At 64.8% G+C, this 23,279-nt stretch carries 20 protein-coding genes; 11 read left to right on the top strand and 9 right to left on the bottom strand.

Going from position 1 to position 23,279, the window contains the following annotated elements:
- Positions 1 to 73: 73 nt before the first annotated feature.
- Complete coding sequence (glgX, locus tag AC1RUR_RS04640) at positions 74 to 2,194, top strand: glycogen debranching protein GlgX (protein WP_492841806.1); 2,121 nt, start codon at positions 74 to 76, stop codon at positions 2,192 to 2,194.
- Between the two features lie 118 nt (positions 2,195 to 2,312).
- Here the strand turns inward: glgX and AC1RUR_RS04635 are convergent, their stop codons facing one another.
- The 3 genes from AC1RUR_RS04635 to AC1RUR_RS04625 all read right to left on the bottom strand — a co-directional run bounded on the left by AC1RUR_RS04635 (position 2,313) and on the right by AC1RUR_RS04625 (position 5,747).
- A complete protein-coding gene (locus tag AC1RUR_RS04635; protein ID WP_492842393.1) occupies positions 2,313 to 3,149 on the bottom strand; it encodes an enoyl-CoA hydratase/isomerase family protein in 837 nt (278 codons plus the stop codon).
- 75 nt (positions 3,150 to 3,224) lie between these two features.
- Positions 3,225 to 4,769, bottom strand: coding sequence for an acyl-CoA synthetase (locus tag AC1RUR_RS04630; RefSeq protein ID WP_492841804.1), 1,545 nt, complete (start codon positions 4,767 to 4,769; stop codon positions 3,225 to 3,227).
- Positions 4,770 to 4,937: 168 nt separating this feature from the next.
- A complete protein-coding gene (locus AC1RUR_RS04625; RefSeq protein WP_492841802.1) occupies positions 4,938 to 5,747 on the bottom strand; it encodes a crotonase/enoyl-CoA hydratase family protein in 810 nt (269 codons plus the stop codon).
- 116 nt (positions 5,748 to 5,863) lie between these two features.
- Here AC1RUR_RS04625 and AC1RUR_RS04620 point away from each other — a divergent pair, with 116 nt between their 5' ends.
- Together AC1RUR_RS04620 and AC1RUR_RS04615 are read left to right on the top strand one after the other, a co-directional pair.
- Entirely contained in the window at positions 5,864 to 6,736 is an 873-nt protein-coding gene (locus AC1RUR_RS04620) for an SDR family oxidoreductase (RefSeq protein ID WP_492841800.1), read from the top strand.
- A gap of 256 nt (positions 6,737 to 6,992) precedes the next feature.
- On the top strand, positions 6,993 to 8,570 hold the full coding sequence (locus AC1RUR_RS04615; RefSeq protein ID WP_492841798.1) for a fatty acid--CoA ligase: 1,578 nt from the start codon (positions 6,993 to 6,995) through the stop codon (positions 8,568 to 8,570).
- A 170-nt stretch (positions 8,571 to 8,740) separates the two neighbouring features.
- Here AC1RUR_RS04615 and AC1RUR_RS04610 read toward each other — a convergent pair whose 3' ends face one another.
- On the bottom strand, positions 8,741 to 10,015 hold the full coding sequence (locus AC1RUR_RS04610; RefSeq protein WP_492841796.1) for an acyl-CoA dehydrogenase family protein: 1,275 nt from the start codon (positions 10,013 to 10,015) through the stop codon (positions 8,741 to 8,743).
- A 209-nt stretch (positions 10,016 to 10,224) separates the two neighbouring features.
- On the opposite strand from AC1RUR_RS04610, the gene AC1RUR_RS04605 reads away from it, so the two are divergent.
- Positions 10,225 to 11,004, top strand: a complete 780-nt coding sequence (locus AC1RUR_RS04605; RefSeq protein ID WP_492841794.1) for an enoyl-CoA hydratase-related protein — start codon at positions 10,225 to 10,227, stop codon at positions 11,002 to 11,004.
- 197 nt (positions 11,005 to 11,201) lie between these two features.
- On the opposite strand, the gene AC1RUR_RS04600 is transcribed toward AC1RUR_RS04605, so the two are convergent.
- Genes AC1RUR_RS04600 through AC1RUR_RS04590 form a run of 3 tightly spaced genes read right to left on the bottom strand, consistent with a single transcriptional unit; the run spans position 11,202 to position 13,354 of the window.
- Positions 11,202 to 11,579, bottom strand: coding sequence for a DUF6285 domain-containing protein (locus AC1RUR_RS04600; protein WP_492841792.1), 378 nt, complete (start codon positions 11,577 to 11,579; stop codon positions 11,202 to 11,204).
- A 3-nt stretch (positions 11,580 to 11,582) separates the two neighbouring features.
- A complete protein-coding gene (locus AC1RUR_RS04595; RefSeq protein WP_492841790.1) occupies positions 11,583 to 12,569 on the bottom strand; it encodes a phosphotransferase family protein in 987 nt (328 codons plus the stop codon).
- Complete coding sequence (locus AC1RUR_RS04590; RefSeq protein WP_492841788.1) at positions 12,566 to 13,354, bottom strand: enoyl-CoA hydratase/isomerase; 789 nt, start codon at positions 13,352 to 13,354, stop codon at positions 12,566 to 12,568. The genes AC1RUR_RS04595 and AC1RUR_RS04590 overlap by 4 nt, the downstream gene beginning before the upstream one ends.
- A gap of 203 nt (positions 13,355 to 13,557) precedes the next feature.
- On the opposite strand from AC1RUR_RS04590, the gene AC1RUR_RS04585 reads away from it, so the two are divergent.
- The 4 genes from AC1RUR_RS04585 (at position 13,558) to AC1RUR_RS04570 (ending at position 17,235) form a co-directional block, all read left to right on the top strand.
- Entirely contained in the window at positions 13,558 to 14,337 is a 780-nt protein-coding gene (locus AC1RUR_RS04585; protein ID WP_492841786.1) for an SDR family NAD(P)-dependent oxidoreductase, read from the top strand.
- Between the two features lie 131 nt (positions 14,338 to 14,468).
- Positions 14,469 to 14,849, top strand: a complete 381-nt coding sequence (locus AC1RUR_RS04580; protein ID WP_492841784.1) for a VOC family protein — start codon at positions 14,469 to 14,471, stop codon at positions 14,847 to 14,849.
- 295 nt (positions 14,850 to 15,144) lie between these two features.
- Positions 15,145 to 16,422: an acyl-CoA dehydrogenase family protein gene (locus AC1RUR_RS04575; protein ID WP_492841782.1), complete on the top strand. Its 1,278-nt coding sequence runs from the start codon at positions 15,145 to 15,147 to the stop codon at positions 16,420 to 16,422.
- Positions 16,423 to 16,617: 195 nt separating this feature from the next.
- Complete coding sequence (locus AC1RUR_RS04570) at positions 16,618 to 17,235, top strand: flavin reductase family protein (RefSeq protein WP_492841780.1); 618 nt, start codon at positions 16,618 to 16,620, stop codon at positions 17,233 to 17,235.
- 102 nt (positions 17,236 to 17,337) lie between these two features.
- Here AC1RUR_RS04570 and yghU read toward each other — a convergent pair whose 3' ends face one another.
- Positions 17,338 to 18,213, bottom strand: a complete 876-nt coding sequence (gene yghU, locus AC1RUR_RS04565) for a glutathione-dependent disulfide-bond oxidoreductase (protein ID WP_492841778.1) — start codon at positions 18,211 to 18,213, stop codon at positions 17,338 to 17,340.
- Positions 18,214 to 18,314: 101 nt separating this feature from the next.
- Complete coding sequence (locus AC1RUR_RS04560; RefSeq protein WP_492841776.1) at positions 18,315 to 19,991, bottom strand: methyl-accepting chemotaxis protein; 1,677 nt, start codon at positions 19,989 to 19,991, stop codon at positions 18,315 to 18,317.
- Here AC1RUR_RS04560 and AC1RUR_RS04555 point away from each other — a divergent pair.
- The 3 genes from AC1RUR_RS04555 to AC1RUR_RS04545 all read left to right on the top strand — a co-directional run bounded on the left by AC1RUR_RS04555 (position 19,978) and on the right by AC1RUR_RS04545 (position 23,195).
- Positions 19,978 to 20,364, top strand: a complete 387-nt coding sequence (locus AC1RUR_RS04555; protein ID WP_492841774.1) for a hypothetical protein — start codon at positions 19,978 to 19,980, stop codon at positions 20,362 to 20,364. The genes AC1RUR_RS04560 and AC1RUR_RS04555 overlap by 14 nt on opposite strands.
- Positions 20,361 to 21,494, top strand: coding sequence for a nitronate monooxygenase (locus AC1RUR_RS04550; protein ID WP_492841772.1), 1,134 nt, complete (start codon positions 20,361 to 20,363; stop codon positions 21,492 to 21,494). Before AC1RUR_RS04555 ends, AC1RUR_RS04550 begins: the two co-directional genes overlap by 4 nt.
- A gap of 186 nt (positions 21,495 to 21,680) precedes the next feature.
- Positions 21,681 to 23,195, top strand: coding sequence for an acetyl-CoA acetyltransferase (locus tag AC1RUR_RS04545; RefSeq protein WP_492841770.1), 1,515 nt, complete (start codon positions 21,681 to 21,683; stop codon positions 23,193 to 23,195).
- Positions 23,196 to 23,279 lie beyond the last annotated feature (84 nt).

Genomic DNA, 23,279 nt, shown 5'->3' with positions numbered 1-23,279 from the left:
AATGGCACGGCGTTTGAAACATTCAGGGCGCCGTGGCGTTGCCGAGGCGGCCACTGGGGCCTGGGGGATTTTCATGTCCGATTTCATCATCGAGGAAGGCCTGCCCTATCCGCTGGGTGCCCATTGGAGCGGCAAGGGCACGAACTTCGCCGTGTTTTCATCGAACGCTACCAAGGTGGAGGTCTGCCTGTTCGAGGGGGACCGCGAGACCCACCGCTTCGAGCTGCCGGAATATACCAACGAGGTCTTCCACGGCTACATCTCCGGCGTCGGACCCGGCACCTTCTACGGGTACCGTGTCTACGGCCCCTACAACCCCGACGCAGGTCATCGCTTCAATCCCAACAAGCTCCTGCTGGATCCCTATGCCCGTGCCCACGCAGGCAGCCTGACATGGAATCCGGCCGTGTTCGGCTACCAGATGGAGACCGGCGACGACCTCACCTTCGACGACCGCGACAGCGCGCCTTTCGTGCCCAAATGCGTCGTCGTCGACCCCGATTTCGACTGGCATGAAGAGGTCGCACGGGACGATGTTCATTGGGACGAGACCATCGTCTACGAAACCCATGTGAAGGGGTTTACCAAGAAGCACCCCGACGTGCCGGAGAACCTGCGCGGCACCTATGCCGGCTTCGCCACGCCTGAGCTGATCGACTATCTGGCATCGCTCGGCGTGACCTCGATCGAGCTGCTGCCGGTCCACTCGTTCATCAACGACGACAATCTTCTCCGAAAGAGCCTCGTCAACTACTGGGGCTACAACACCATCGGCTTCTTCGCGCCCGACCCGCGCTACGCGTCCGACGTGCCGAACAGCCTGCGCGAGTTCAAGGAGATGGTGTCGAAGCTGCACGGCGCCGGCCTCGAGGTGATCCTCGATGTCGTCTACAATCACACTGCCGAAGGCAACCATCTCGGACCGACGCTGTCCTTCAAGGGCATCGACAATGCCAGCTACTATCGCCTGCTGCCGGACCGGCGGCGCTATTACATCAACGACACCGGCACCGGTAACACGGTGAACCTGTCCCATCCGCGCGTGATCCAGATGGTGATGGATTCCTTGCGCTATTGGGCCGGCGACATGCGCATCGACGGCTTCCGCTTCGATCTCGGCACCATCCTTGCCCGCGAGGTCTACGGCTTCGACGAGCAGAGCGGATTTTTGAAGGCGATGGACCAGGATCCGCTGCTGTCAACCATCAAGCTGATCGCCGAACCCTGGGACTGCGGCCCCGGCGGCTACCAGGTCGGCGGCTTCCCGCCCGGCTGGGCGGAGTGGAATGACAAATATCGCGACACCGTGCGTGACTATTGGCGCGGCGAGGCGCCGCCGTCCGCGCTCGCAACGCGGCTGCTTGGCTCGGCCGACATCTTCAATCGCTCGGACGACGGCCGGCGTTCATGGGCCAGCGTCAACTTCGTGACCGCCCATGACGGCTTCACGCTGAACGACTGGGCAAGCTACAACGACAAGCACAACGAGGCCAACGGCGAGAGCAACCACGACGGCAATTCCAACAACCGCTCCTGGAATTGCGGCGTCGAGGGCCCGACCGACGACAAGGATATCCTCGGCTTGCGCGAGCGGCAGAAGCGCAACATGCTGGCGACCCTGCTGCTCTCGCAGGGCACGCCGATGCTGCTCGGCGGCGACGAGTTCGGCCGCACCCAGCAGGGCAACAACAACGCCTATTGCCAGGACAGCGACATCTCCTGGTTCGACTGGAGCCTGGGCGAGGACGCGCAAAAGCTGCTCGCCTTCACCAGGCGCGTGATCAAGCTCCGGCGCGACTATCCGATCCTGCGCCGCAGCCGCTTCCTCACCGGCGCGCATGACACCCAGCTCGACATCCGCGACGTGGTCTGGGTCAACGCCAATGGCAACGAGATGTCGAGCGCCGACTGGGAGAGCGGCTGGCAAAAATGCTTCGGCGTCGTGCTCGACGGCCGCGCCCGCAAGACCGCGATTCCGCGCCACGGCGAGGACGACAGCGTGCTGATCATCCTCAACAGCTACGAGGGCGAGGTCGACTTCAAGCTGCCGCATACCTCGGCTGGCCCGTGCTGGTCGCTGCTGCTCGACACCAACGCCGACGATGGCGCATCCAACGACCGGTTCGAGTTCGATGCAATCTACAAGGTACCGGGACGATCGTTCCTGTTGTTCGTTGGCGGGGAGCTGGCGTAGGGGTGCAGTCCCGCTTCGTTCTGGTAGCCCGGATGGAGCGCAGCGAAATCCGGGATTCTTGTTCGCCGCAAAGGACCCCGGATTGCGCTGCGCTCCATCCGGGCTACAAGGCGACGGACTACTTCCCCTCGAACTTCGGCTCGCGCTTCTCCATGAAGGCCTTCATGCCTTCGGCCATGTCCTGCGTCTTGAACAGAGGCAGCAGCTGGAGATAAACGTGATGGACATGGTCGTGGAAGTTTTCGTTCAGGCCCATCCGCATCATGCGCTTGGAAGCCTGCACCGCGAGCGGTGCGTTGGCGGCGATCTCGCGAGCGATCGCGGTTGCGCGGTTCATCAGCTCGGCGTCCGGCACCACCTCGTTGGCGAGGCCCCATTCCAGGCATTCGCGCGCGCTGAGCGTCCGGCCGGTGAAGATCAGTTCGGCGGCCTTGGCCCAGCCGAGCATGCGCGGCAGCAGCCAGGTACCGCCGGACTCCGGCACGACGCCGCGCTTGACGAAGGCAGCCGCGAGCTTTGAGGACTCCGCCATGATGCGGATGTCGCATCCGAGCGCGGTGTCCATGCCATAGCCGGCCGCGCCGCCATTGACGGCGCAGATGGTCGGCTTGTCCATCGCCTGCAGGACGGTGGGCGGGGTGTTGCGGAGATTGATCGTGGTCGGCGAGGACGCGGCGCTGAGCCCGTTGCCGTCGCGCTCCTTGCGCAAGTCGAGCCCGGCGCAGAACGCCCTGCCCTTGCCGGTGAGGATCACGACGCGGACGTTCTTGTCCTCGTTGGCCTCGGTCAGCAGGCGGGCGAGATCGTTCAGCATCGGACCGGAGATGGTGTTCATGCGCACCGGTGCGTTCAGCGTGATGGTCGCGACGTGGTCAGCGACTTCGTAAAGGACTTCCTTTGTGACGTCCCATCTGTCGTATCGCTCATGAAAGCCCCTCGGTCTCGTAGCCCGAATGAGCGCAGCGACATCCGGGACAGTGGTTACTTGCCGTCCCGGGTATCGCTGCGCTCACCCGGGCTACCAGACGTTTCAGATCTTCCGTCCCGCCTGCTCCCAATAAGGATCGCGCAGGCGGCGCTTGAAGATTTTTCCGGAGTCTTCGCGCGGCAGGCTGGTGCGGATCTCGATGTGCTTGGGCACCTTGTAATCGGCGAGATGCGCCTTCAGGCTCGCGCGGACGTCGGCGGCCTCGAGCACGGTGCCCGCTTGAGGCTCGACCACGGCCATCAGCGCTTCGCCGAACTCGGCATCGGGAATGCCGAACACCGCGCAATCATGCACGCCGGGCACCGCGTGCAGCACGGATTCGATCTCGGCCGGATAGATGTTGACGCCGCCCGAGATCACCATGTCGCGCTTGCGATCGCAGATGAAGACGTAGCCATCCTCGTCGATATAGCCGACGTCGCCCGAGGTAATGAAACCGTCGCGGTCGATCTCGGCGCGCTTCTCCGGCTTGTTGTGGTAGGTGAAATCAGCCATCCCGGGCATGCGGGAATAGATCTCGCCGATCTCGCCGACGCCGAGCACGCGGCCGTCCTCACCGAGAAAGCGCAGCTCGGCACCGGGTGAGATCTTGCCGACCGTGCCGGGCTTCTTCAGCGCGTCCTCGGAGGTCGCGAAGGTGACGGCGCCGGATTCGGTCGAGCCGTAGAATTCGTAGATCACAGGCCCCCACCATTCGATCATGTCGCGCTTGACGTCCGCGGGACACGGCGCTGCGGCGTGGATGACATGGCGCAGCGAGGAGACGTCGTACCTCTTGCGCACCGCCTCCGGCAGCTTCATCAGGCGGATGAACATGGTGGGCACCATGAAGATGGTATCGATCTTGTAGCGTTCGATCAGCTGCAGGAACTCTTCGGCCTCGAAGCGCGGCATCAGCAACAGCGCGCCGCCGAGCTTGCCAGCGCGGATGCCGAACGAGTTCGGCGCCGAGTGATAAAGCGGGCCGGGCAGGATCGCGCGTGCGCCGGGCTTGAGCCCGTAGATCATCGCGCGCATGCGCTCGCCGGCGGCCGCCTGCTCCGGCGTCGGCGCATTGCGGCGCACGCCTTTGGGATGACCTGTTGTCCCTGACGTGTAGATCATGTTCATCGGCTGCGGCACGACCGGGCCGTCATAAGGCTGGTGCTGCGCGAGCCAGGACTCGAATTCGATCGCGAAAGCCGGCGTCGCCAGATGATCCGGATCGATCTTGTAGTTGGACAGGATCTCCGGCGGCGTCGGCACGCTGAGCACGGTGACGCCCGATGGAATCGCATCGCGCAAGGCGTGCAGCATGTCGGCATGTCCGATCAGCACGGAGGTGCCGGTATCCGTCAGGATGTAATTGATCTCTTCCGGCTTGAAGTGCCAGTTGATCGGCACGCCATAGGCACCCAGCCGCATGGCGGCATAGGCGGCCTCCAGGAAGGCGATGTCGTTGCGCATCAGCATGCAGACGCAATCGCCCTGCTTGACGCCGATCTCAGCGAGACCGGAGGCGATGCGGTCGGCGCGGTCGGCGACCTCGGGGTGGGTGCGGCGGCGCTCGCCGGAGACGATGCCGAGGAATGGGGACGTTTCGCTCATTTGTTTCTTCTTTTTGTTGTCAGCGGCGGCGCTAATTAGTCGTCCTCACCGGGCTTGTCCCGGTGATCCACGTTCTTGCTTTGCCGCTTCGAACCAAGAACGCGGATGGCCGGGACATCTCGTGCGAAGACGCGCTTCGCGCTTTTGCCAGGCCATGACGGAACATCATCAATCCGCATACTTCGCCGCGCGCTTCTCCAGATTGGCGCGCACCGCTTCGGTCTGGTTCGCACTGCCGATCAGCTTCTGCTGCTCGACGGACTCGGCGAGCAGCGCCGGGCCCGGATCGACCGAGAGATTGTTGAGCAGGCGCTTGGCGGCACGGATCGCATCGGGACTCTTGCCGGCGATCTCGCGTGCGACGTCGAGCGCGGCGGCGCGCGGATCGTCGCAGATGCGGGTGGCGAGGCCGTAAGCCATCGCCTCCTGCGCCGAGAAGATGCGGCCGGTGTAGGTGAGATCGCGCAAAATGTCGTCGCGCACGAGCGACGCCAGGATCGGCGTGCCCGCCATGTCGGGCACCAAGCCCCATTTGATTTCCATCACCGACATCCGCGCGTCGGCGCCAAGGAACCGCATGTCGGCGCCGAGCGAGAGCTGGAAGCCGCCGCCGAAGGCGACGCCGTGCACGGCCGCGATCACCGGCACCGGCAGCTGGCGCCAGCCCCACACCGCTTGTTGCGGAAAATTCGCCTGGCCATGCGTCCGCTTGGTGAGATCGCGATTTTCGCCACCCGGAATTCCGTTGCCGCCCTTCTCCTTCATGGCGGCAAAACGCCCCATGTCGAGACCGGCGCAGAAGGCGCGGCCCTCGCCTGACAGCACGACGACGCGCACGCCTTTTTCCTTCGAAAGCCGTTCCGTTGCCGCAACAAGGGCCTCGAACATCGCCTGATCCAGCGCGTTCATCTTGTCCGCGCGCACCAGGCGCACGTCGGCGACACCTTCCGAGATCGAGATCGAGACGCGCTCTTCCATGGATGAATTCTCCCCTGGTTCTTGCCTGTTCTTGTTCAGTGCCGCTTTACAGGAAGCCGGCGGCCGGATTTAGTCAATCGACCAATTAACTGACAATCCGTACGGGAGAAACAGCCATGTTCAAGGAAAATCTTCTGGCCGGCAGGAACATCCTTGTCACCGGCGGCGGGACCGGGCTCGGCAAGTCGATGGCGGCGCGCTTTCTCCAGCTCGGCGCCGAGGTGCATATCTGCGGCCGGCGCAAGATCGTCTGCGACGAGACAGCGACCGAACTGATGGCCGAACATGGCGGCCGCGTCACCAGCCACGGCGTCGACATCCGCAATGCGCTCGCGGTCGAGGAGATGATCGAGACCATCTTCCGCGACGGCCCCCTCACCGATCTCATCAACAACGCCGCCGGCAATTTCATCTCGCGCACCGAAGAGCTGTCGCCGCGCGGCTTCGACGCGGTCGCCAACATCGTCATGCACGGTACGTTCTACGTGACCCACGCGGTCGGCAAGCGCTGGATCGCCCTGAAGCAGCCAGGGAACGTCGTCTCGATCACCACGACCTGGGTACGCAACGGCTCGCCTTACGTTGTGCCGTCGGCGATGAGCAAATCGGCGATCCACGCCATGACGATGTCGCTTGCGACCGAATGGGGCCGCCACGGCATCCGCCTCAACACCATCGCGCCCGGCGAAATCCCGACCGAGGGCATGAGCAAGCGCATCAAGCCGGGCGACGAAGCCGGCGCGCGCACCAAGGCGATGAACCCGATGGGCCGTGTCGGCACCATGGAGGAATTGCAGAACGTCGCCGTGTTCCTGATCTCCGGCGGCTGCGACTGGATCTCCGGCGAGACCATCGCCATGGACGGCGCCCAGGCGCTCGCCATGGGCGGCAATTTCTACCAGCTCCGCGACTGGAGCGACGACGACTGGAAGACCGCGCGCGAGAGCATCATGGCCCAGAACGAGAAGGACCGGGCGAAGCGGGGGTAGTGTCGTAAGGAGAGGCGAAGAGCTCGCTCCAAACTTCGTCGTCGTCCCGGCGAAGGCCGGGACCCATAGCCACCGAATTTGGTTTGGCGAAGATGGGTCATGACCGGTCTTCGCCAAATTGCGTTCGGTGGTTATGGGTCCCGGCCTTCGCCGGGACGACGCGTTGAGAGAGCTGCGCCTCACTCCCCCGTCTTGTCTTCACCCGCGGATGACGCCACACTCCCAAGCATAAGAACAAGACGTCACGGGAGAAAACATGTCCACACAGCCATTGGCTGACCTCGCCGACATGGTGCGCGAGCGCGCGGCGAGCCGCGGCAACGCCATCGCCTTTGAGTTCGAGGGCCGCGTCACCAGCTTTGCCGAGTTCGACGTCAAGACCAACAAGGTCGCCAACGCCTTGATCGCGATGGGCGTGAAGAAGGGCGAGCGCATCGCCTATCTCGGCAAGAACAGCGACCTCTATTTCGAACTGCTGTTGGGCGCGATGAAGGCCGGCGTGGTGATGGCGCCGGTGAACTGGCGGCTCGCCGGACCCGAGGTCGCCTTCATCGTCTCCGACTGCAAGGCGCCGGTGCTGTTCGCAGGGCCGGAGTTCATCACACTGGTCTCGCAGATCAGGGATCGGCTGCCTGACGTCCGCACCATCATCACCACCGAAGGCGGCGCGCCCGAATGGCAGGATTTTACGGCCTGGCGGGATGCGCAGAGCGGCGATGATCCGGGGGTGCCCATCGACACCAAAGACATCGCGATACAACTTTATACATCCGGCACGACCGGCAAGCCGAAGGGCGCGATGCTGAGTCACGCGAACTTCCTCAACCTCGTGCAAACAGGCAATGCCGCGGACAAGCCGGAGTGGAACCGGTGGTCGACCGATGACGTCTCGCTGGTGGCGATGCCGATCTTCCACATCGGCGGCTCCGGCTGGGGCGTGATGGGGCTCTATCATGGCGCCCGTGGCGTGATCGCACGCGAGTTCGATCCGACCAAGGTGCTGGATTTCTTCGAGCAGTCCGGCATCACAAAGCTGTTCATGGTGCCGGCGGCGATGCAGTTCGTAGTGCGGCAGCCGCGCGCCAAGACGGTCGATTTCTCCAGGTTGAAATACATGCTGTATGGCGCCTCGCCGATTCCGGCAGCGCTGCTGAAGGAGTGCATCGAGGTCTTCAAATGCGGCTTCGTGCAGATGTACGGCATGACCGAGACGACCGGCACCATCGTCGCGCTGCCGCCGGAGGACCACGTCGAAGGCCTCGAGCGGATGCGCTCGGCCGGCAAGGCGCTGCCGGGCGTCGAGATCGCGATTTTGGATATCGACGGCAAGCCGCTGCCGCCGCGCGAGGTCGGCGAGATCGCCACGCGCTCGGGCTCCAACATGGCCGGCTACTGGAACCTGCCGGAAGCGACCGCGTCGACGCTGCGCAACGACGGCTGGCTGCGCACCGGGGACGCCGGCTACATGGACGAGGACGGCTATCTCTACATCCACGACCGCATCAAGGACATGATCATCTCCGGCGGCGAGAATATCTATCCCGCCGAAGTCGAGAGCGCGCTGTGCGATCACCCCGATGTCGCGGAAGCCGCCGTGATCGGCGTGCCCGACGACAAATGGGGTGAAGCGGTGAAGGCGGTGGTGGTGATGAAGCCCGGCAAGCAAGCGACCGCCACGGACATCATCAACTTCACCCGCGAACGCATCGCCGGCTTCAAGACGCCGAAGAGCGTGGAGTTTCTGCCGGCGCTGCCGCGGAATCCGTCAGGCAAGATCCTGCGGCGGCAATTGCGCGAGCCGTATTGGGCGGGGAAGGATAGACGGGTGAATTAAGGCACCGCCATATCCACATCGTCGTCCCGGCGAAGGCCGGGACCCATACTCACAGGATTGGATTTGGCGAAGACTCGGAGTTGCCATCCCGCGCGACAATCTCTCCCTGGGGTTATGGGTCCCGGCCTTCGCCGGGACGACATTGGGGAGAGATAACGCGTAGCGACTCACTAATGCTTCCCCGGCCCCATATAGCCGAACAAGAATCCCGCGACCTTGCGCATCTGGATCTCCTCGCTGCCCTCGGTGATGCGGTAGCGGCGGTGATGGCGATAGATGTGCTCGAACGGCTTGTGGCGCGAGTAGCCCATGCCGCCATGGACCTGCATGGCGCGGTCGGCGGATTCGCAGGCGAGGCGGTTTGCCCAGTAGTTGCACATCGAGACGCGGTCGGAGAGCGTGCGCTCGATCTGCTCCTCGGTGAGCTGGTCCATCTCCCAGGCGGTCTTGCGGATCAGCAGGCGCAGCATCTCGGCTTGTGTCGCAAGCTCCACCAGCGGGAACTGGATCGCCTGGTTCTCCGCGAGCGCCTTGCCGAACGGCTTTCGCTCCCGCGCATATTTCACGCTCTCGTTGATGCAGTAGACGGCGGCGCCGAGCGAGCTCGCCGCCTGGCGGATGCGATTCTGGTGCACAAAACATTGCGCCAGCGACAGGCCCCGGCCGACTTCACCGAACAGCGCATCCTCAGGCACGAACACGTCGGTAAAGCTGACGCGGGGATGGTCGGTCGGCATGTTGAAGGTCCACATGTACTCCTCGACCTTCACGCCGTGGCTCTTGGCCGGAACGAGAAAACAGGTGATGCCGCGGGCATCGCCGTCGTTGCCGCTGGTGCGCGCGAACAGCGCGCAATGCGTGGCGACATGCATGCCGGTGGTCCACATCTTCTCGCCGTTGATGATCCAGCCTTTCACGTTGTCACGGGTCGCGGGCACCGCGCGCGTCTCCATGTGGGTGGCATCCGAGCCGTGATGCGGCTCGGTGAGGCCGAAGGTGATGCGGTACTTGCCCTTGATCGAGCCGTCGATCATCGCCTTCTGGTCGTCGCGGCCATAGCGGTCGAGCATGGTGACGACGGGGAAATTGCCGACGATGGAGTGCTCGTTCTGGAGATCGTTGTGCAGGCCGAGACCTTTCGCGGCAAAATGCTCGCGGATCACGGCCATCCAGAGGTTGGAGCCGTCCTTGCCGCCATATTGCTTCGGCACCGGAAAGCGCAGATGGCCGGCGGCATCGGCGAGATCCTTGGCCTTGCGCAGCAAGGCTTCCCATTCATGGCGCGGCAGGCCGCCATTCTCGAAATCGGTGCGCGCCCATTCGCGGCGATGATCGAAGAAGCGGATGTTGTCGTCGGCTTGTTCGAGCGGCTTGATCTCGCGTTCGATGAAACGGTCGAGCTCTCCGAGATAGGCGACGAGATCTGTTGGCAATGAGAAATCCACGGCTCTCTCCCGGATGATTTTCGTTTTGCGTTAAGGCGCTAACTGCACTTCTTGCTTCGCGCGATTAAGGTGAGAAGAGCGCGGCCGAGTCAAGCAAGCCGAGGCGTGCCGGAGGCGCAAGGCGCATTGCGCAATTCGATGGTGCTCCGGCGCCGACGCGCGGTAGTATGACGCCAATATTCCTTCACGAGAAAATGCGGGAGCGCGCGATGGAGCTGAAATTTTCCAAGGTGGAACGCAAGGGACCGATCACGATCGTCACGCTGTCGCGGCCCGAGGTCTACAACGCGCTGCACACCGATGCGCATTTCGAGCTACAAAAGGTGTTCGACGATTTCTCGGCTGATGCCGAGCAATGGGTCGCGATCGTCACCGGTAGCGGCGACAAGGCGTTCTGCGCCGGCAACGATCTGAAGTGGCAGGCCGCGGGCGGCAAGCGCGGCTGGGACAAGGGCGGCTTTGCCGGCCTCACTGCGCGGTTCGACTGCGACAAGCCGATCATCGCGGCAGTGAACGGCGTCGCCATGGGCGGCGGCTTCGAGATTGCGCTCGCCTGCGACCTGATCATTGCCGCGGAGAATGCGACCTTCGCCCTGCCTGAGCCGCGCGTGGGTCTCGCCGCGCTCGCTGGCGGCCTGCACCGCCTACCGCGCCAGATCGGGCTGAAGCGCGCCATGGGCATGATCCTCACCGCGCGCCATGTCAGCGCCAAGGAAGGCCAGGAGCTCGGCTTCGTCAACGAGGTGGTGCCGCAGGGCGAGGCGCTGACGGCCGCGCTGCGCTGGGCGGAGATGATCACCAAGAACTCGCCGATGTCGATCCGGGCCTCAAAGCAGGCCATCCAGAAGGGGCTTGGCGTCTCGCTGGAGCAGGCGATCGAGGAGCAGCGCGAGTACCCGGCGGTGAAGGCGATGGCGGCGTCGCAGGACTACATCGAGGGCCCGAAGGCGTTTTCCGAGAAGCGGCCGCCGAAATGGGTGGGGAAGTAGAGCTTCCCCGGAGCGGCCGCGGCGTGAGGTGCGCAGCAGCTCACTCCGCGAGTCGTCCCGGCGAAGGCCGGGACCCATAACCACAGGGAGCTGTTTGGCGAAGATAGGTCGTTCGGAACTACGACTTAGCACCATCGATAAATCGCGCGGTATGGGTCCCGGCCTGCGCCGGGACGACTATGGTGATGTGTCCCCGCCTACCCGCCTCGCCCCAGCTCGCGCTTGTACGACGCATAGTTCGGCTGGTCGACCGCAAGCTTGTCCATCGTGGTCTGCCAGAGATGCTCGGCGAGGCCCGGCGTTGCAAGATCGACCTCGCCCTTGGCGATGCGCTCGGCGAGTACGCGGTTGAGATCGGTCACCGAGCCGTCGATGCCGAGCAGTGCACGCAGCCGCTCCACCTCTTTCGCATCGCTCCCCTCCTCCCGCGTCAGCTGCCGCGTCACGAGGTCGAGGATGTTGATGGCGACGCGCAGCTTGAAGGCCTGATGACCGGAGATCAGCGGCGTGATGTCGCTGCGGAGGAAATCGGCGACCGATTTGGTCAGCTCGACCGGTGCGGGTTCGTCCTGCATGCGTCAGCTCCCACGCGGCGCCAAGAGCCGCAACAGATCGATCTCGGTCTCGGAGGCGCGGCGGCCGATCATGGCGCGCTCCATGGAATGATCAGGCCCCTCGCGAAACCGCTGCATCATGCCGCCGCACATGATGCCCCAGCGCAGCGTACCCATCACTTCCCAGAACTTGACGCGCGACGGGTCGACCTTGCGGCCAGCCGCCTCGTAGCCCGCGAACAGCTCCTCGCGCGAGCCGAAGCCGCCGACCGGCTTGTCGATCTCGCCGAACCGCCAGGAGTTGACGCAGACCCAGCCCAGATCCTCCATGGGATCGCCGAGATGGGCGAGCTCCCAGTCGAGCACGGCGCGGATGCCGTCGGCGCCGATGATGAGGTTGCCGTTGCGGAAATCGCCGTGCACCAGCGTCGTCTCGGCAGAGGGACCGGGATCGTGGTCACGCAGCCAGCGCAGCGCCAGCTCGAACACGGGCTTGGGCCAGTTCAGGCTGCGATAGTCACGCTCGAACTCGCTGATCTCCTGGGTCGCGGACCGGCTGCGCAGCTCGGGCAATTTGTCCTGCGGCAGCCTGTGCAGGCCTGCAAGCACGCCGCCGATCTGCCGCGCGAGCTGCGGCCGCGCCGCGGCGAATTCGTCATCGCGAAGGATCTTGCGTGCGATGGTCTCGCCCTCGACCCGCTGCATGATGAAGCCGATACCGAGATCGTCCTCCGGCACGAGCACATGCATCACGCGCGGCGACGGCACGCCGGCCTCATAGGCGAGCTGCATCAGTTGCGCTTCGGCACCGAGGCCCGCCGCGCGGGTTGGAGCTGCGCCATAACCCTTCGGCGAGCGGCGCAGGATCGCGCCGATCACACCGTCGGGATGCACGATGTCGAAACGCCAGGTTTCCTGGCTGGCGCCGCCGGACAGTTTTGCCGCGCCGGTGACGCCGGTTGCCCCTTCGCACCAGCGTGCAACGCTGCGGGAGAGCTGCGCCTCGATCATTTGCCCTTGAACTGCGCGGGGCGCTTCTCAAGAAACGCGCCGACGCCCTCGCGAAAATCCTGGGTATCACCGGCGCGAAGCTGGCACTGAAATTCGAGGTTGAGCTGATCCTCGAAGGAATTTTCGGGGCTGTCCCAATAGAGCTTGCGGATCAGCGACAGCGCCACCGTCGGGCCGCTGGCGAGATCGCGCGCGAGCTTCATCGCTTCCTCCATCAGCACGCCGTCGTCATGGACGCGGTTGACGAGGCCCCATTCCAGCGCCTTCTCGGCGGGCAGCCGTTCGCCCATCAGCGACAATTCGATCGAGCGTGCCCGGCCGACGAGGCGCGGCAACAGCCAGGTGGAGCCGCAATCCGGCACGAGGCCGATGCGCCGGAAGGCCTGAAGAAAGTAGGAGGACCGCGCGCACAAAATCATGTCGCCGAGCAGCGCGAAGCTCATGCCGGCACCCGCCGCCGGCCCATTGACCGCGGTGATGATGGGACAGTGCAGATTGCGGATGCGGCGCAGGAAGGGATGAAAGCCCGTCTCCAGCGTCAGGCCGGCCTTGGTCTTCTTCGACTGGTTGTTGCGGCCCTGAAGATTGGCGCCGGTGCAGAACGCCCGCCCCGCGCCGGTCAGCACGACGCAGCGCACCTCGTCCTTGTTCTCCTCGATCGTATCGAGCGCCTCGGCAAGGCCGCCCAGCATGTCCATGGAGACCGCGTTCATCACCTCCTGATGGTCGAGCTTGAGGATCGCGACCGAACCATCGAAATCGAGCGTGACGTGTTTGAACTGCATGGTTTCCTCGTCAGTTGCGGCCGCAATGTTTCGCAGACCGGAATTCATTTTGCCGGAGCGCATATTTGATTTTTGGCGCGGTCTTGTCCATGGTGATCAGAGCATGGCAAGCAATCTTGCGCGCAGCGGCTGATGCGCGTCATGCCGGGAAGTCTTGCCGGGAAGTCTTGCCAAGACATCTTGCCAAAAACGGGAAACGCGCCATGAACCTTTTCGACCTCACCGGCCGCGTCGCCGTGATCACCGGCGGCAATGGCGGCATCGGGCTCGGCATCGCGCAGGCACTGGCCGGCCAGGGTTGCAACGTCTCGATCTGGGGCCGCAACGCCGACAAGAACAAGGCCGCTGCCGCGAGCCTGGCGGGGCTATCAGGCAAGGTCGATACCCGCGTCTGCGACGTCACCGATCCGGCCTCGGTCAATGCCGCGATGAAGGGCACGCTCGACATTTTCGGCCGGGTCGACGGCTGCTTTGCCAATGCCGGCATCGGCGGCGGCGGAAGGCGTTCCTTCATCGAGCGCACCGAAGAGGAATGGAGCTCGATGTTCGCGACCAATCTCGACGGCGTGTTCCACGCGTTCCAGGCGGCCGCCAGACACATGACCGACCGCGCCAATGCGGGCGATCCCTTCGGCCGGCTGGTCGCGACCTCAAGCCTCGCCTCGATCTTCGGCACCGCGCGCAACGAACATTACGCGGCAACCAAGGCCGCCATCAACGCGCTGGTGCGCGCGCTCGGCGTCGAGCTGGCGCGCCACGGCGTCACCGCAAACGCGATCCTGCCGGGCTGGATCAAGAGCGACATGACCGCGGGCCTCATGGGCAACGACAAATTCGTCGCCAACGTGATGCCGCGGATTCCACAGCGCCGCTTCGGCGAACCATCCGATTTCGGCGGCATCGCCGTGTATCTGATGAGCAAGGCCTCATCGTATCACACCGCGGATACGTTCGTGATCGACGGCGGCTACACGGCGTTTTGATATCTCGTAGGGTGGGCAAAGGCGCACTTGCGTCGTGCCCACCAATAGCATTTCGAATGTTGTGGTGGGCACGCTGCGCTTTGCCCACCCTACGGTGTCTGATTTCGTAAGCGCAAAAAGGGACAGGGCAAATGTTTTCCCACATCATGATCGGCACCAACGACCTCGACAAGGCCAAGGTCTTTTACGACAATTTGCTGAGCACGCTCGAGGTGCGCCCGGCCAAGGTCGACGGCCATCGCATCTTCTACTTCACCAAGACCGGCGTGTTCTCGGTGACCAAGCCGATCAACGGCGAGCCGGCAACCTGCGCGAACGGCGGCACCATCGGCTTTGCCGCCAACTCGCCTGAGCAGGTCGACAGATGGCACGCCGCCGGCATCGCCGCAGGCGGAACGCCGATCGAGAACCCGCCCGGCATCCGCGAGGGCGCAGGGAACAAGCTCTATCTCGCCTATTTGCGTGATCTCGACGGCAACAAGATCTGCGCGATGCACCGGATGCCGAACTAGGCTAGCCACAGCCACCCCCTGTCATTCCCCGCGAAAGCGGGGAAGCCAGTACGCCGCGGCTTCTCCGTGAATCATTGGCGTCACGGAGTACTGGATCGCCCGGTCAAGCCGGGCGATGACAACGGTGAGTGCGGCCCGCGCCTGCCTTCTCGCGCCCCATTCAAACAACGTTTCAAACGCGCTTGCGATATTCCATCACATGGCATGGGTCGCCTGAAAAAATGCGCGCTCGCGCTTTGCGCGCGCTGCGACTATTCTCCGGCCCAACGCGATCTCAGTGACCCCGGGAGGAACAATGACAAAGCACGCCTATATTCCCCGTACCACCAACTACACCCTCAATCCCGGCGACGAGCTCAACGACCTCCGCATGTCGGACCAGGTCCGGCCGCTCTACGATCACGTCAGGAAGTTCATCCGCGAGACCGTCGAGCCGATGGCGATCGAGTTCGCCAGGGCCGGCGAAGGCAAGGAGGATCGCTGGAGCTTCACGCCGAAGCAGCTCGAAGTGCTCGAGGTCGCCAAGAACAAGGCCAAGCAGGAAGGTCTCTGGAACTTCTTCCTGCCCGATGACGAGACCGGCCAGGGCCTGAAGAATCTCGATTATGCCTATATCGCCTCCGAGCTCGGCAAGAGCCCGCTCGCCTCCGAGACCATGAACTGCTCGGCGCCCGACACCGGCAACATGGAGGTGCTGGAGCGCGTCGGCACCAAGGCGCAGAAGGAGAAGTGGCTGAAGCCGCTGCTCAACGGCGAGATCCGTTCGGCCTACGTCATGACCGAACCGAACGTCGCCTCCTCCGATGCCAAGAACATCTCGACCACGGCCAAGCTCGTCGGCGACGAATGGGTGATCAACGGCGAGAAGTATTACATCTCCGGCGTCGGCGATCCCCGCTGCAAGATCCTCATCGTGATGGTGAAGACCAATCCGGATGCGGCGCCGAGCAAGCAGCAGTCGCAGATCCTGGTGCCGCGCGACACGCCCGGCGTCGAGGTGCTCGGCCCCATGTACGTGTTCGGCCAGGACCACGCGCCGCGCGGCCACATGCACATGCGCTTCAACAACGTGCGGGTGCCAAAGGAGAACATGCTGCTCGGCGAAGGCCGCGGCTTCGAGATCTCGCAGCTTCGCCTTGGCCCCGGCCGCATCCATCACTGCATGCGCACCATCGGCAAGGCCGAGAAGGCGCTGGATTTGATGGTGCAGCGTGGCCTCACCCGCGAAGCCTTCGGCAAGAAGATCGCCCATCTCGGCGGCAACATGCAGATCATCGCGCAGGCGCGCTGCGAGATCGAGGCGATGCGGCTGATGGTGCTGAAGGCGGCAAAGGCCATGGACGTGCTCGGCAACAAGGAAGCCCGCGTCTGGGTCTCCATGGTCAAGGCCATGGTGCCCGAGCGCGCCTGCAAGATCATCGACCAGTCGATCCAGATGCACGGCGCCACCGGCATCTCGCATTGGACCCCGCTTGCGGAAATGTACCAGGACGTGCGTCACCTGCGCTTTGCGGATGGTCCGGACGAGGTGCACTGGATGGTGGTGGGACGGCACGAGCTGAGCATGGCGTGAAGGCCTCTCCTCTCCCTCTCCCCGTTCTTACGGGGGCGCGACGAGCTTCGCTCGCGCTGAGAGGGTTGGGGTGAGGGGCTTCTCTCGACACGGGAGATCATCGAGGGACCTGTACCCCCTCACCCGAATTCGATCTACGATCGAATTCGACCTCTCCCCGCAAGCTGGGCGAGGTGAAGAAAACACGGAGCCACCATGGACTACGCCGCCAGCGACCTGACGCCACGCGAGCGCTACAAGGTGCTGACGTCCTTCATCCTGCCGCGGCCGATCGCATGGGTGACCTCGGTCGGTCCATCAGGCGTGGTCAACGCTGCGCCGTTCAGCTTTTTCAACGCTTTCTGCGAGGATCCGCCGCTCTGCATGTTCGCGGCGAACCGCAAGCCGAACGGACAGGACAAGGACACCTTCCTCAACATCCAGCGCACCGGCGAGTTCGTGGTCAACCTCGCCGACGAGCCGCTGGCGAGGGCGATGCACGAGAGCAGCGGCGACTTTCCGCCTGAGATCGGCGAGCCCGACTATCTCGGACTGAAGCTCGCGCCCTCGACCAAGATCGCCGTGCCCCGGCTTGCCGACACGCCCTGGGCGATGGAGTGCAAGCTCTGGAAGCTGATCGACGTCAACGACGATCGCCGGCTGATCATGGGTGAAGGCATCCACTTCCACATCCGCGACGAATTGTGGGACGACAAGGCGATGCGGGTGCACATGGACCGCTATCACCCGATCGGCCGCATGTTCGCCGATCGTTATTGCCGCACGGATGACCGCGTGGTGTTTCCGGCGGCCGAGGGTGCGAAGGGGAAGTAGGGCGGATTAGCGCAGCGTAATCCGCCGAATGCACGGACGGATGGTGGATTACGCAAACGGACCGCGCTTCGCGCAGTCCGCTCGCGAATCCACCCTACGTACTTACGTCGCCGGTGCGACCTTGTCCTGGGTCTTCGTCTCGAAATCACTCGCGTCGTGCCGCTCGTGAAGCTGGCTGGCGGGATCGCCGGAGACACGATTGACCATGCGGCCACGCTTCACGGCAGGACGCTGTGCGATCTGGTCGGTCCAGCGCTGCACGTTCTTGTAGTCCTGCACGGAGAGGAATTCGCCGGCGCCATAGACCAGCCCCTTGGCGAGCGCGCCATACCAGGGCCACACCGCGATGTCCGCGATGGTGTACTCCCTGCCGGCGAGATATTCGTTGTCGGCGAGGCGCCGGTCGAGCACGTCGAGCTGGCGCTTGGTCTCCATCGCGAAACGGTCGATGGCATATTCGATCCTGGTCGGCGCGTAGGCGTAGAAATGGCCGAAGCCGCCGCCGAGATACGGCGCGCTGCCCATCTGCCAGAACAGCCAGGACATCGCTTCGGTGCGGGTCTTGATGTCCTTCGGCAGGAAGGCGCCGAATTTCTCGGCGAGGTAGAACAGGATCGAGCCGGATTCGAACACCCTGACAGGCTCAGGGCCGGAGCGGTCCATCAGCGCCGGGATTTTCGAGTTGGGATTGATGTCGACAAAACCGCTGCCGAACTGGTCGCCATTGCCGATCCTGATCAGCCAGGCGTCGTATTCGGCGCCCTTGTGGCCGAGCGCCAGCAGCTCCTCCAGCATCACCGTGACCTTCACCCCGTTCGGCGTCGCCAGCGAATAGAGCTGGAGCGGATGCTTGCCGACCGGCAGCTTCTTGTCGTGGGTGGGGCCGGCGATCGGGCGGTTGATGCTGGCGAACTGCCCGCCATTCTCCTTGTTCCAGGTCCAGACTTTGGGCGGCACGTAGGCGGGGGCGTCGGTCATGCGGGGGCTCCGGCGGAAAGATGCGCCTGCATTAATTAGCCCGCGAATGGCCGATGACAAGCCCTGCCGGCCCTGCGTCCGGCGCGGGCCTCAAGGCCGCGTCATGCAGCCTTGACCTTGCCGAGGAAGTCCTGGACCAGGGAGCGCATCTGGTCGGCCTCATGTGACAGCGAGGTGGCCGCCGACAGCATCTCCTGCGCGGCGCCACCGCCGGATCGCGCCGACTGGCTCACCCCCTCGATGTTCTGGGTCACCGTGCCGGTGCCGGCAGAGGCCTGCTCGGCGCTGCGGGCGATCGCCTGCGTTGCCGCGCCCTGCTCTTCCACGGCCGAGGCGACCGTGGTGGAGATCTGGCTGATCTCCTGGATGGTGCTGCCGATCGCGGTGATCGCGTCGACCGCCTGCGCGGTCGCCTGCTGCACCGAAGCGATCTGCTGGCCGATCTCGTCGGTCGCCCGCGAGGTCTGCGCCGCGAGGCTCTTCACCTCGTTGGCGACGACGGCAAAGCCCCGGCCGGCATCGCCGGCCCGGGCGGCCTCGATGGTCGCATTCAGCGCGAGCAGATTGGTCTGGCTGGCGATCTGGTTGATCAGGTCGATGACCTCGCCGATGCGGCGCGCCGCCTGCTGAAGGCCGCCGACGATGTCGTTGGTGCGGTTGGCTTGGTCCACGGCCTTGTGGCTGACCTGCGAGGCGAGCGCGACCTGCCGGGAAATCTCGTGGATCGAGGAGGTCAGCTCCTCGGCGGCGGAGGCCACGGTCTGCACGTTCGCCGAGGCCTGCTGCGCGGCCGCGGCCACCGTCATGGCCTGCTCGCCGGTCTGGCCGACGGTGGACGACAGGCCGCCCGCGGTCGCCTGCATGCGGCTCGCCGCATCGGCGACGCCGCCGATGGCGGAGCTTGCCGCCGTGTCGAACGCCTGCGCCAGCCCCATGATGTAGGCGGCATGCCGCTCCTTGGCCTGCCGTTCCTCTTCCTGGCGCGCGCGCATCTGATCGGCGGCAATCATGCCTTCCTTGAAGACGAGCACCGCGCGGGCCATGGCGCCGACCTCGTCGCGCCGCGCCGTCGCCGGCACCTCGGTCGTGGTGTCGTTCTGGGCGAGCCGGCCCATCGCCTCGTCGAGCGCCAGCAGCGGCTTGCCGATGGCTGAACGCAGCACGAAGCCGGCCGCGGCCGCGAGTGCCATCGTGACCAGCAGCACGACCACGATGACGGTGCGGGCGTTGTCGTAGGTCCATTCCGCGGTGGCGACCGAACGGCCGGCGCCGTCGGTGTTGACCTTCACGAGCTTGTCGGCGTCCTCGAGCAGCTCGCGAAACTGGTTTCTGCCGGCGAAGAAGCTTTCGCGGGCGCCTTCGGGGTTGTTGGCCAGCATGTCCAGCGCCTTGTCCGATTCCAGGAAGGTGGCGTAGTGCCCGCTGAGGCGCTTGAGCGCCGCCTGCTCCTCCGGCGAGGTCACGAATGCCTCGTAGGATTTGAGGCTGTCGGTCACGGTCTGCTCGATCTTGCGCAGGGTCTGGCGAATCTCCTCGCGATCGCCGTCCTTGGCCATCAGCACCGAGAGCTGGTTGGTCCGGATGCGGGCGATCTGGTATTGCAGCCCGCGAGCCTTGTCGACGCTCGGGAGCCAGTTGCCGGACAGCTCACGCGCCGCACCGTTCAGGTCGGACAGCGATTTCAGGGCGAAGCCGCCGAGCACGACCACCAGCAGCACGACTGCCGAAAATGTGAGCAGCAGCTTGCGCCCAACAGACATGTTGTTGAACCAAGCCATCGCACTCTCCATTCCAGATAGTCATTCCGCGCCTGCGCGCCTTCGTTGTAATGGAGGGGACTTACCGAATAATTACGTTTCGCTGGACGGCCGCGCTGAAATGTTGGGCGCGCGGCGGCAGCACCTCGGCTTCCAGTACGAAGCCCTCGCACCCCTTCGCCGCGAACCCCCGCTTCTCGCGCTCGTCGAAGGCGGCGCGCCCAACGCGGGTGTCGAACAGGACGGCGCGACGCAGATCGAAACGGTGGCGTCTGCACGCAAGATGCGCGGCCGAATCCGGAATGGCATCGCGGGCGACGATGAGCTAGCGTCGAGGAGCCTTCGCCGGGACAACAACAACAGCAACGCGACGGCCGCCGGGAGAGAGCCATGAAATCGCCGATCTGCGACATGCTGGGCATCGAGTTTCCGCTGCTCGCCTTCAGCCATTGCCGCGACGTCGTCGCCGCCGTCAGCCGCGCCGGCGGCTTCGGCGTGTTAGGTGCCACCGCGCACACGCCGGAGACTCTCGAACGCGAGCTGAAATGGATCGACGACCACGTCGATGGCAAGCCCTACGGCATCGACGTGCTGATCCCCGAGAACATCTCGACCGCGGGCGAAAGGGACGTGACCTGGAAGAGCCTGGAAGCGCGCGTGCCGCAAGAGCACCGCAACTACACCCGCGACCTCCTGAAGAAGTACGACATCGAGCTGACGACCACTGAAGTGGCCGACAACCGGCCGCAACCATTCGACGCGAAGACGGCGCTTGCGCTGCTCGAGGTCTCCTTCAATCATCCGATCCGGCTGATCGCCAACGCGCTGGGCGTGCCGCCGAAAGCGATGATCGAGATGGGCAAGACGCGCGGCGTGCCGGTCGCGGCGCTCGTCGGCGCCAAGGAGCACGCACTGCGCCAGGTCGCGGCCGGCGTCGACATCCTCGTGGTCCAGGGCACCGAGGCCGGCGGCCATTGCGGCGAAGTGTCGACCATGGTGCTGGTGCCGGAGGTGATCAAGGCGATCAAGAATATCCGCGACGTGCCGGTGCTGGCGGCCGGCGGCATCATGACGGGACGGCAGATGGCCGCCTGCATGGCGATGGGCGCGGCCGGCGCCTGGACCGGTTCGGTGTGGCTCGCCACCGTCGAGGCCGAGACCACGGAGATTTTTCGCGAGAAGATGATCGCCGCCTCTTCCCGCGACGCGATCCGCTCGAAGGGCCGCACCGGCAAGCCGGCGCGGCAGCTCCGCTCGGTCTGGACCGACGCCTGGGACCGCGCGCCGGACAGCCCGGGCGCGCTGCCTATGCCGCTGCAAAGCATTATCAGCCGTGACGCCTTCAACTCGATCGACCGTGCGGCCGCGAGCGGAAATGCCAAGGCGCGCGATCTCGTCAGCTATTTCGTCGGCCAGGGCGTCGGGCTGATCGACAGCGTGAAATCGGCGGGCACCGTGGTGCAGGAGTTCAAGGAAGAGTTCGCCGAAGCCGTCGAGCACATGAATGCGCTGGTGGCGGAGTGATTTCATGTGTGGCCCATCCTTCGAGGCTCGGCCAGCGGCGCAGGCGCGCCGCCGACCTCACACCTCAGGATGACGCGGTATCCGTAGCCGTCACCCTGAGGTGCGAGCCGCGCGGTACGTAGCGCCGCGCAGCGAGCCTCGAAGGGCGACGGCCTGCTGAGCACCTAGAGAGCGTAGCAAGAAGAAATGACCAACCTCAATATCCCCGAAGACCGCATCCCCGTCATCGTCGGCATCGGCGAGATCGTTGACCGCCCGAAGGAAATCACGGACGGCCTTGAGCCACTCGATCTGCTGGAACAGGCATTGCGGCGCGCCGAAGCGGATGCCGGTGCAAAGCTGCTCGGCGAGGTGCAGTCGCTCGACGTCGTCAACTTCCTGAGCTGGCGCTACCGCGATCCAGAGAAGCTGCTGGCGGAGCGGCTCGGGATCACGCCTGCGCATTGCTATTACGGCCCGGTCGGCGGCGAGAGCCCGATCCGCTACATCCACGAGGCGGCAAAGCGCATCGCGCGTGGGGACTGCAGCGTCGCCGCTGTCTGCGGGGCGGAAGCGCAGTCGACCGCAACCAAGGCGGAGCGCGCCGGCGCCAAGCTGCCATGGACGCCGTTCGCGCACGACGTCGAGGAGCCCAAGCGCGGCGCGGCGTTCCAGAAGCCGCTTGCCGTGAAGCTCGGCGTGTTCCGGCCCGTCACGGTCTATCCGTTCTACGAGGCCGCCTCCTCTGCGCACTGGGGCCAGACGCCGCGCGAGGCGATGGCGGAGTCGGGGACGCTGTGGTCACGCTATTCGGAAGCCGCCGCGCAAAATCCACATGCCTGGCTGAAGCGGCGCTATGCGCCCGACGAGATCACCACGCCGACCGCGGACAACCGGCTCATCGCCTGGCCCTACAACAAGCTCATGGTGGCCAACCCCAACGTCAACATGGGCGGTGCGCTGCTGCTCACCAGCCTTGCCAAGGCGCGCGCTCTCGGCATCGCTGAGAACAGGCTGGTCTATCCGCTCGGCGGCGCCGCGGCGGAAGAGCCGCGCGATTATCTCTTGCGCGACCAGTTCTACGAGAGCCATCCGCAGAATGCGGTGCTGAAGGCCGCAATGGATCTTGCGGGCGGCGACGGCAAGACATTCGACGCGATCGAGCTCTACAGCTGCTTCCCCTGCGTGCCCAAGATGGCGCGGCGGACGCTGGGCCTGTCCGCCGACGTGCAGCCGACCGTGACCGGCGGCCTCACCTTCTTCGGCGCGCCGCTCAACACTTACATGACGCATGCGGCCTGCGCGATGGTGCGGCGCCTGCGTGACGGTGCCAGGCTCGGCCTGCTCTACGGCCAGGGTGGCTTCGTCACCAAGCATCACGCGCTGGTGGTGTCGAAGATGCCGCCGCGTGAGGCGCTGGCGCAGGAGACGAGTGTGCAGGCCGAAGCCGACCGCAACAAGCGCGCGGTACCGGAGTTCGTCACGGACGCCTCAGGCAAGGGCAAGGTCGAGAGCTTTACGGTGCTCTACGGCCGCGGCGGCGAGGTCGAGCACGGTGTGGTGATGCTGCGCACGCAGGATGATCGGCGCACGCTGGCGCGGATTCCGGCGAGCGATGCGGCGACGCTGACACATCTGCTCAACATGGATCGCACGCCGGTGGGATCGCTCGGCGAGATCGCGATGGCCGCCGATGGCGTGCCGGAGTGGCGGGTGGCGTGATCTCATAGGGTGGGTAAAGCGAAGCGTGCCCACCATCTGCATGTAATCCGGAAAGATTGGTGGGCACGGCGCAAGAGCGCCTTT

It is taken from the genome of Bradyrhizobium sp. GW821-FHT12B03 (assembly GCF_058807535.1).
Note: the sequence above shows the minus strand (reverse complement) of the source record. Positions and strands in the feature narration are given on the sequence as shown.

What these genes read in the sequence shown, in the direction of transcription:
- AC1RUR_RS04605 (WP_492841794.1), top strand. Translation starts at nt 10,225, where the DNA reads ATGGAGCTGAAATTTTCCAAGGTGGAACGCAAGGGACCGATCACGATC.
- glgX (WP_492841806.1), top strand. Translation starts at nt 74, where the DNA reads ATGTCCGATTTCATCATCGAGGAAGGCCTGCCCTATCCGCTGGGTGCC.
- AC1RUR_RS04570 (WP_492841780.1), top strand. Translation starts at nt 16,618, where the DNA reads ATGGACTACGCCGCCAGCGACCTGACGCCACGCGAGCGCTACAAGGTG.
- AC1RUR_RS04600 (WP_492841792.1), bottom strand. Translation starts at nt 11,579, where the DNA reads ATGCAGGACGAACCCGCACCGGTCGAGCTGACCAAATCGGTCGCCGAT.
- AC1RUR_RS04585 (WP_492841786.1), top strand. Translation starts at nt 13,558, where the DNA reads ATGAACCTTTTCGACCTCACCGGCCGCGTCGCCGTGATCACCGGCGGC.
- AC1RUR_RS04545 (WP_492841770.1), top strand. Translation starts at nt 21,681, where the DNA reads ATGACCAACCTCAATATCCCCGAAGACCGCATCCCCGTCATCGTCGGC.
- AC1RUR_RS04620 (WP_492841800.1), top strand. Translation starts at nt 5,864, where the DNA reads ATGTTCAAGGAAAATCTTCTGGCCGGCAGGAACATCCTTGTCACCGGC.
- AC1RUR_RS04630 (WP_492841804.1), bottom strand. Translation starts at nt 4,769, where the DNA reads ATGAGCGAAACGTCCCCATTCCTCGGCATCGTCTCCGGCGAGCGCCGC.
- yghU (WP_492841778.1), bottom strand. Translation starts at nt 18,213, where the DNA reads ATGACCGACGCCCCCGCCTACGTGCCGCCCAAAGTCTGGACCTGGAAC.
- AC1RUR_RS04550 (WP_492841772.1), top strand. Translation starts at nt 20,361, where the DNA reads ATGAAATCGCCGATCTGCGACATGCTGGGCATCGAGTTTCCGCTGCTC.
- AC1RUR_RS04615 (WP_492841798.1), top strand. Translation starts at nt 6,993, where the DNA reads ATGTCCACACAGCCATTGGCTGACCTCGCCGACATGGTGCGCGAGCGC.
- AC1RUR_RS04575 (WP_492841782.1), top strand. Translation starts at nt 15,145, where the DNA reads ATGACAAAGCACGCCTATATTCCCCGTACCACCAACTACACCCTCAAT.
- AC1RUR_RS04590 (WP_492841788.1), bottom strand. Translation starts at nt 13,354, where the DNA reads ATGCAGTTCAAACACGTCACGCTCGATTTCGATGGTTCGGTCGCGATC.
- AC1RUR_RS04560 (WP_492841776.1), bottom strand. Translation starts at nt 19,991, where the DNA reads ATGGCTTGGTTCAACAACATGTCTGTTGGGCGCAAGCTGCTGCTCACA.
- AC1RUR_RS04580 (WP_492841784.1), top strand. Translation starts at nt 14,469, where the DNA reads ATGTTTTCCCACATCATGATCGGCACCAACGACCTCGACAAGGCCAAG.
- AC1RUR_RS04595 (WP_492841790.1), bottom strand. Translation starts at nt 12,569, where the DNA reads ATGATCGAGGCGCAGCTCTCCCGCAGCGTTGCACGCTGGTGCGAAGGG.
- AC1RUR_RS04625 (WP_492841802.1), bottom strand. Translation starts at nt 5,747, where the DNA reads ATGGAAGAGCGCGTCTCGATCTCGATCTCGGAAGGTGTCGCCGACGTG.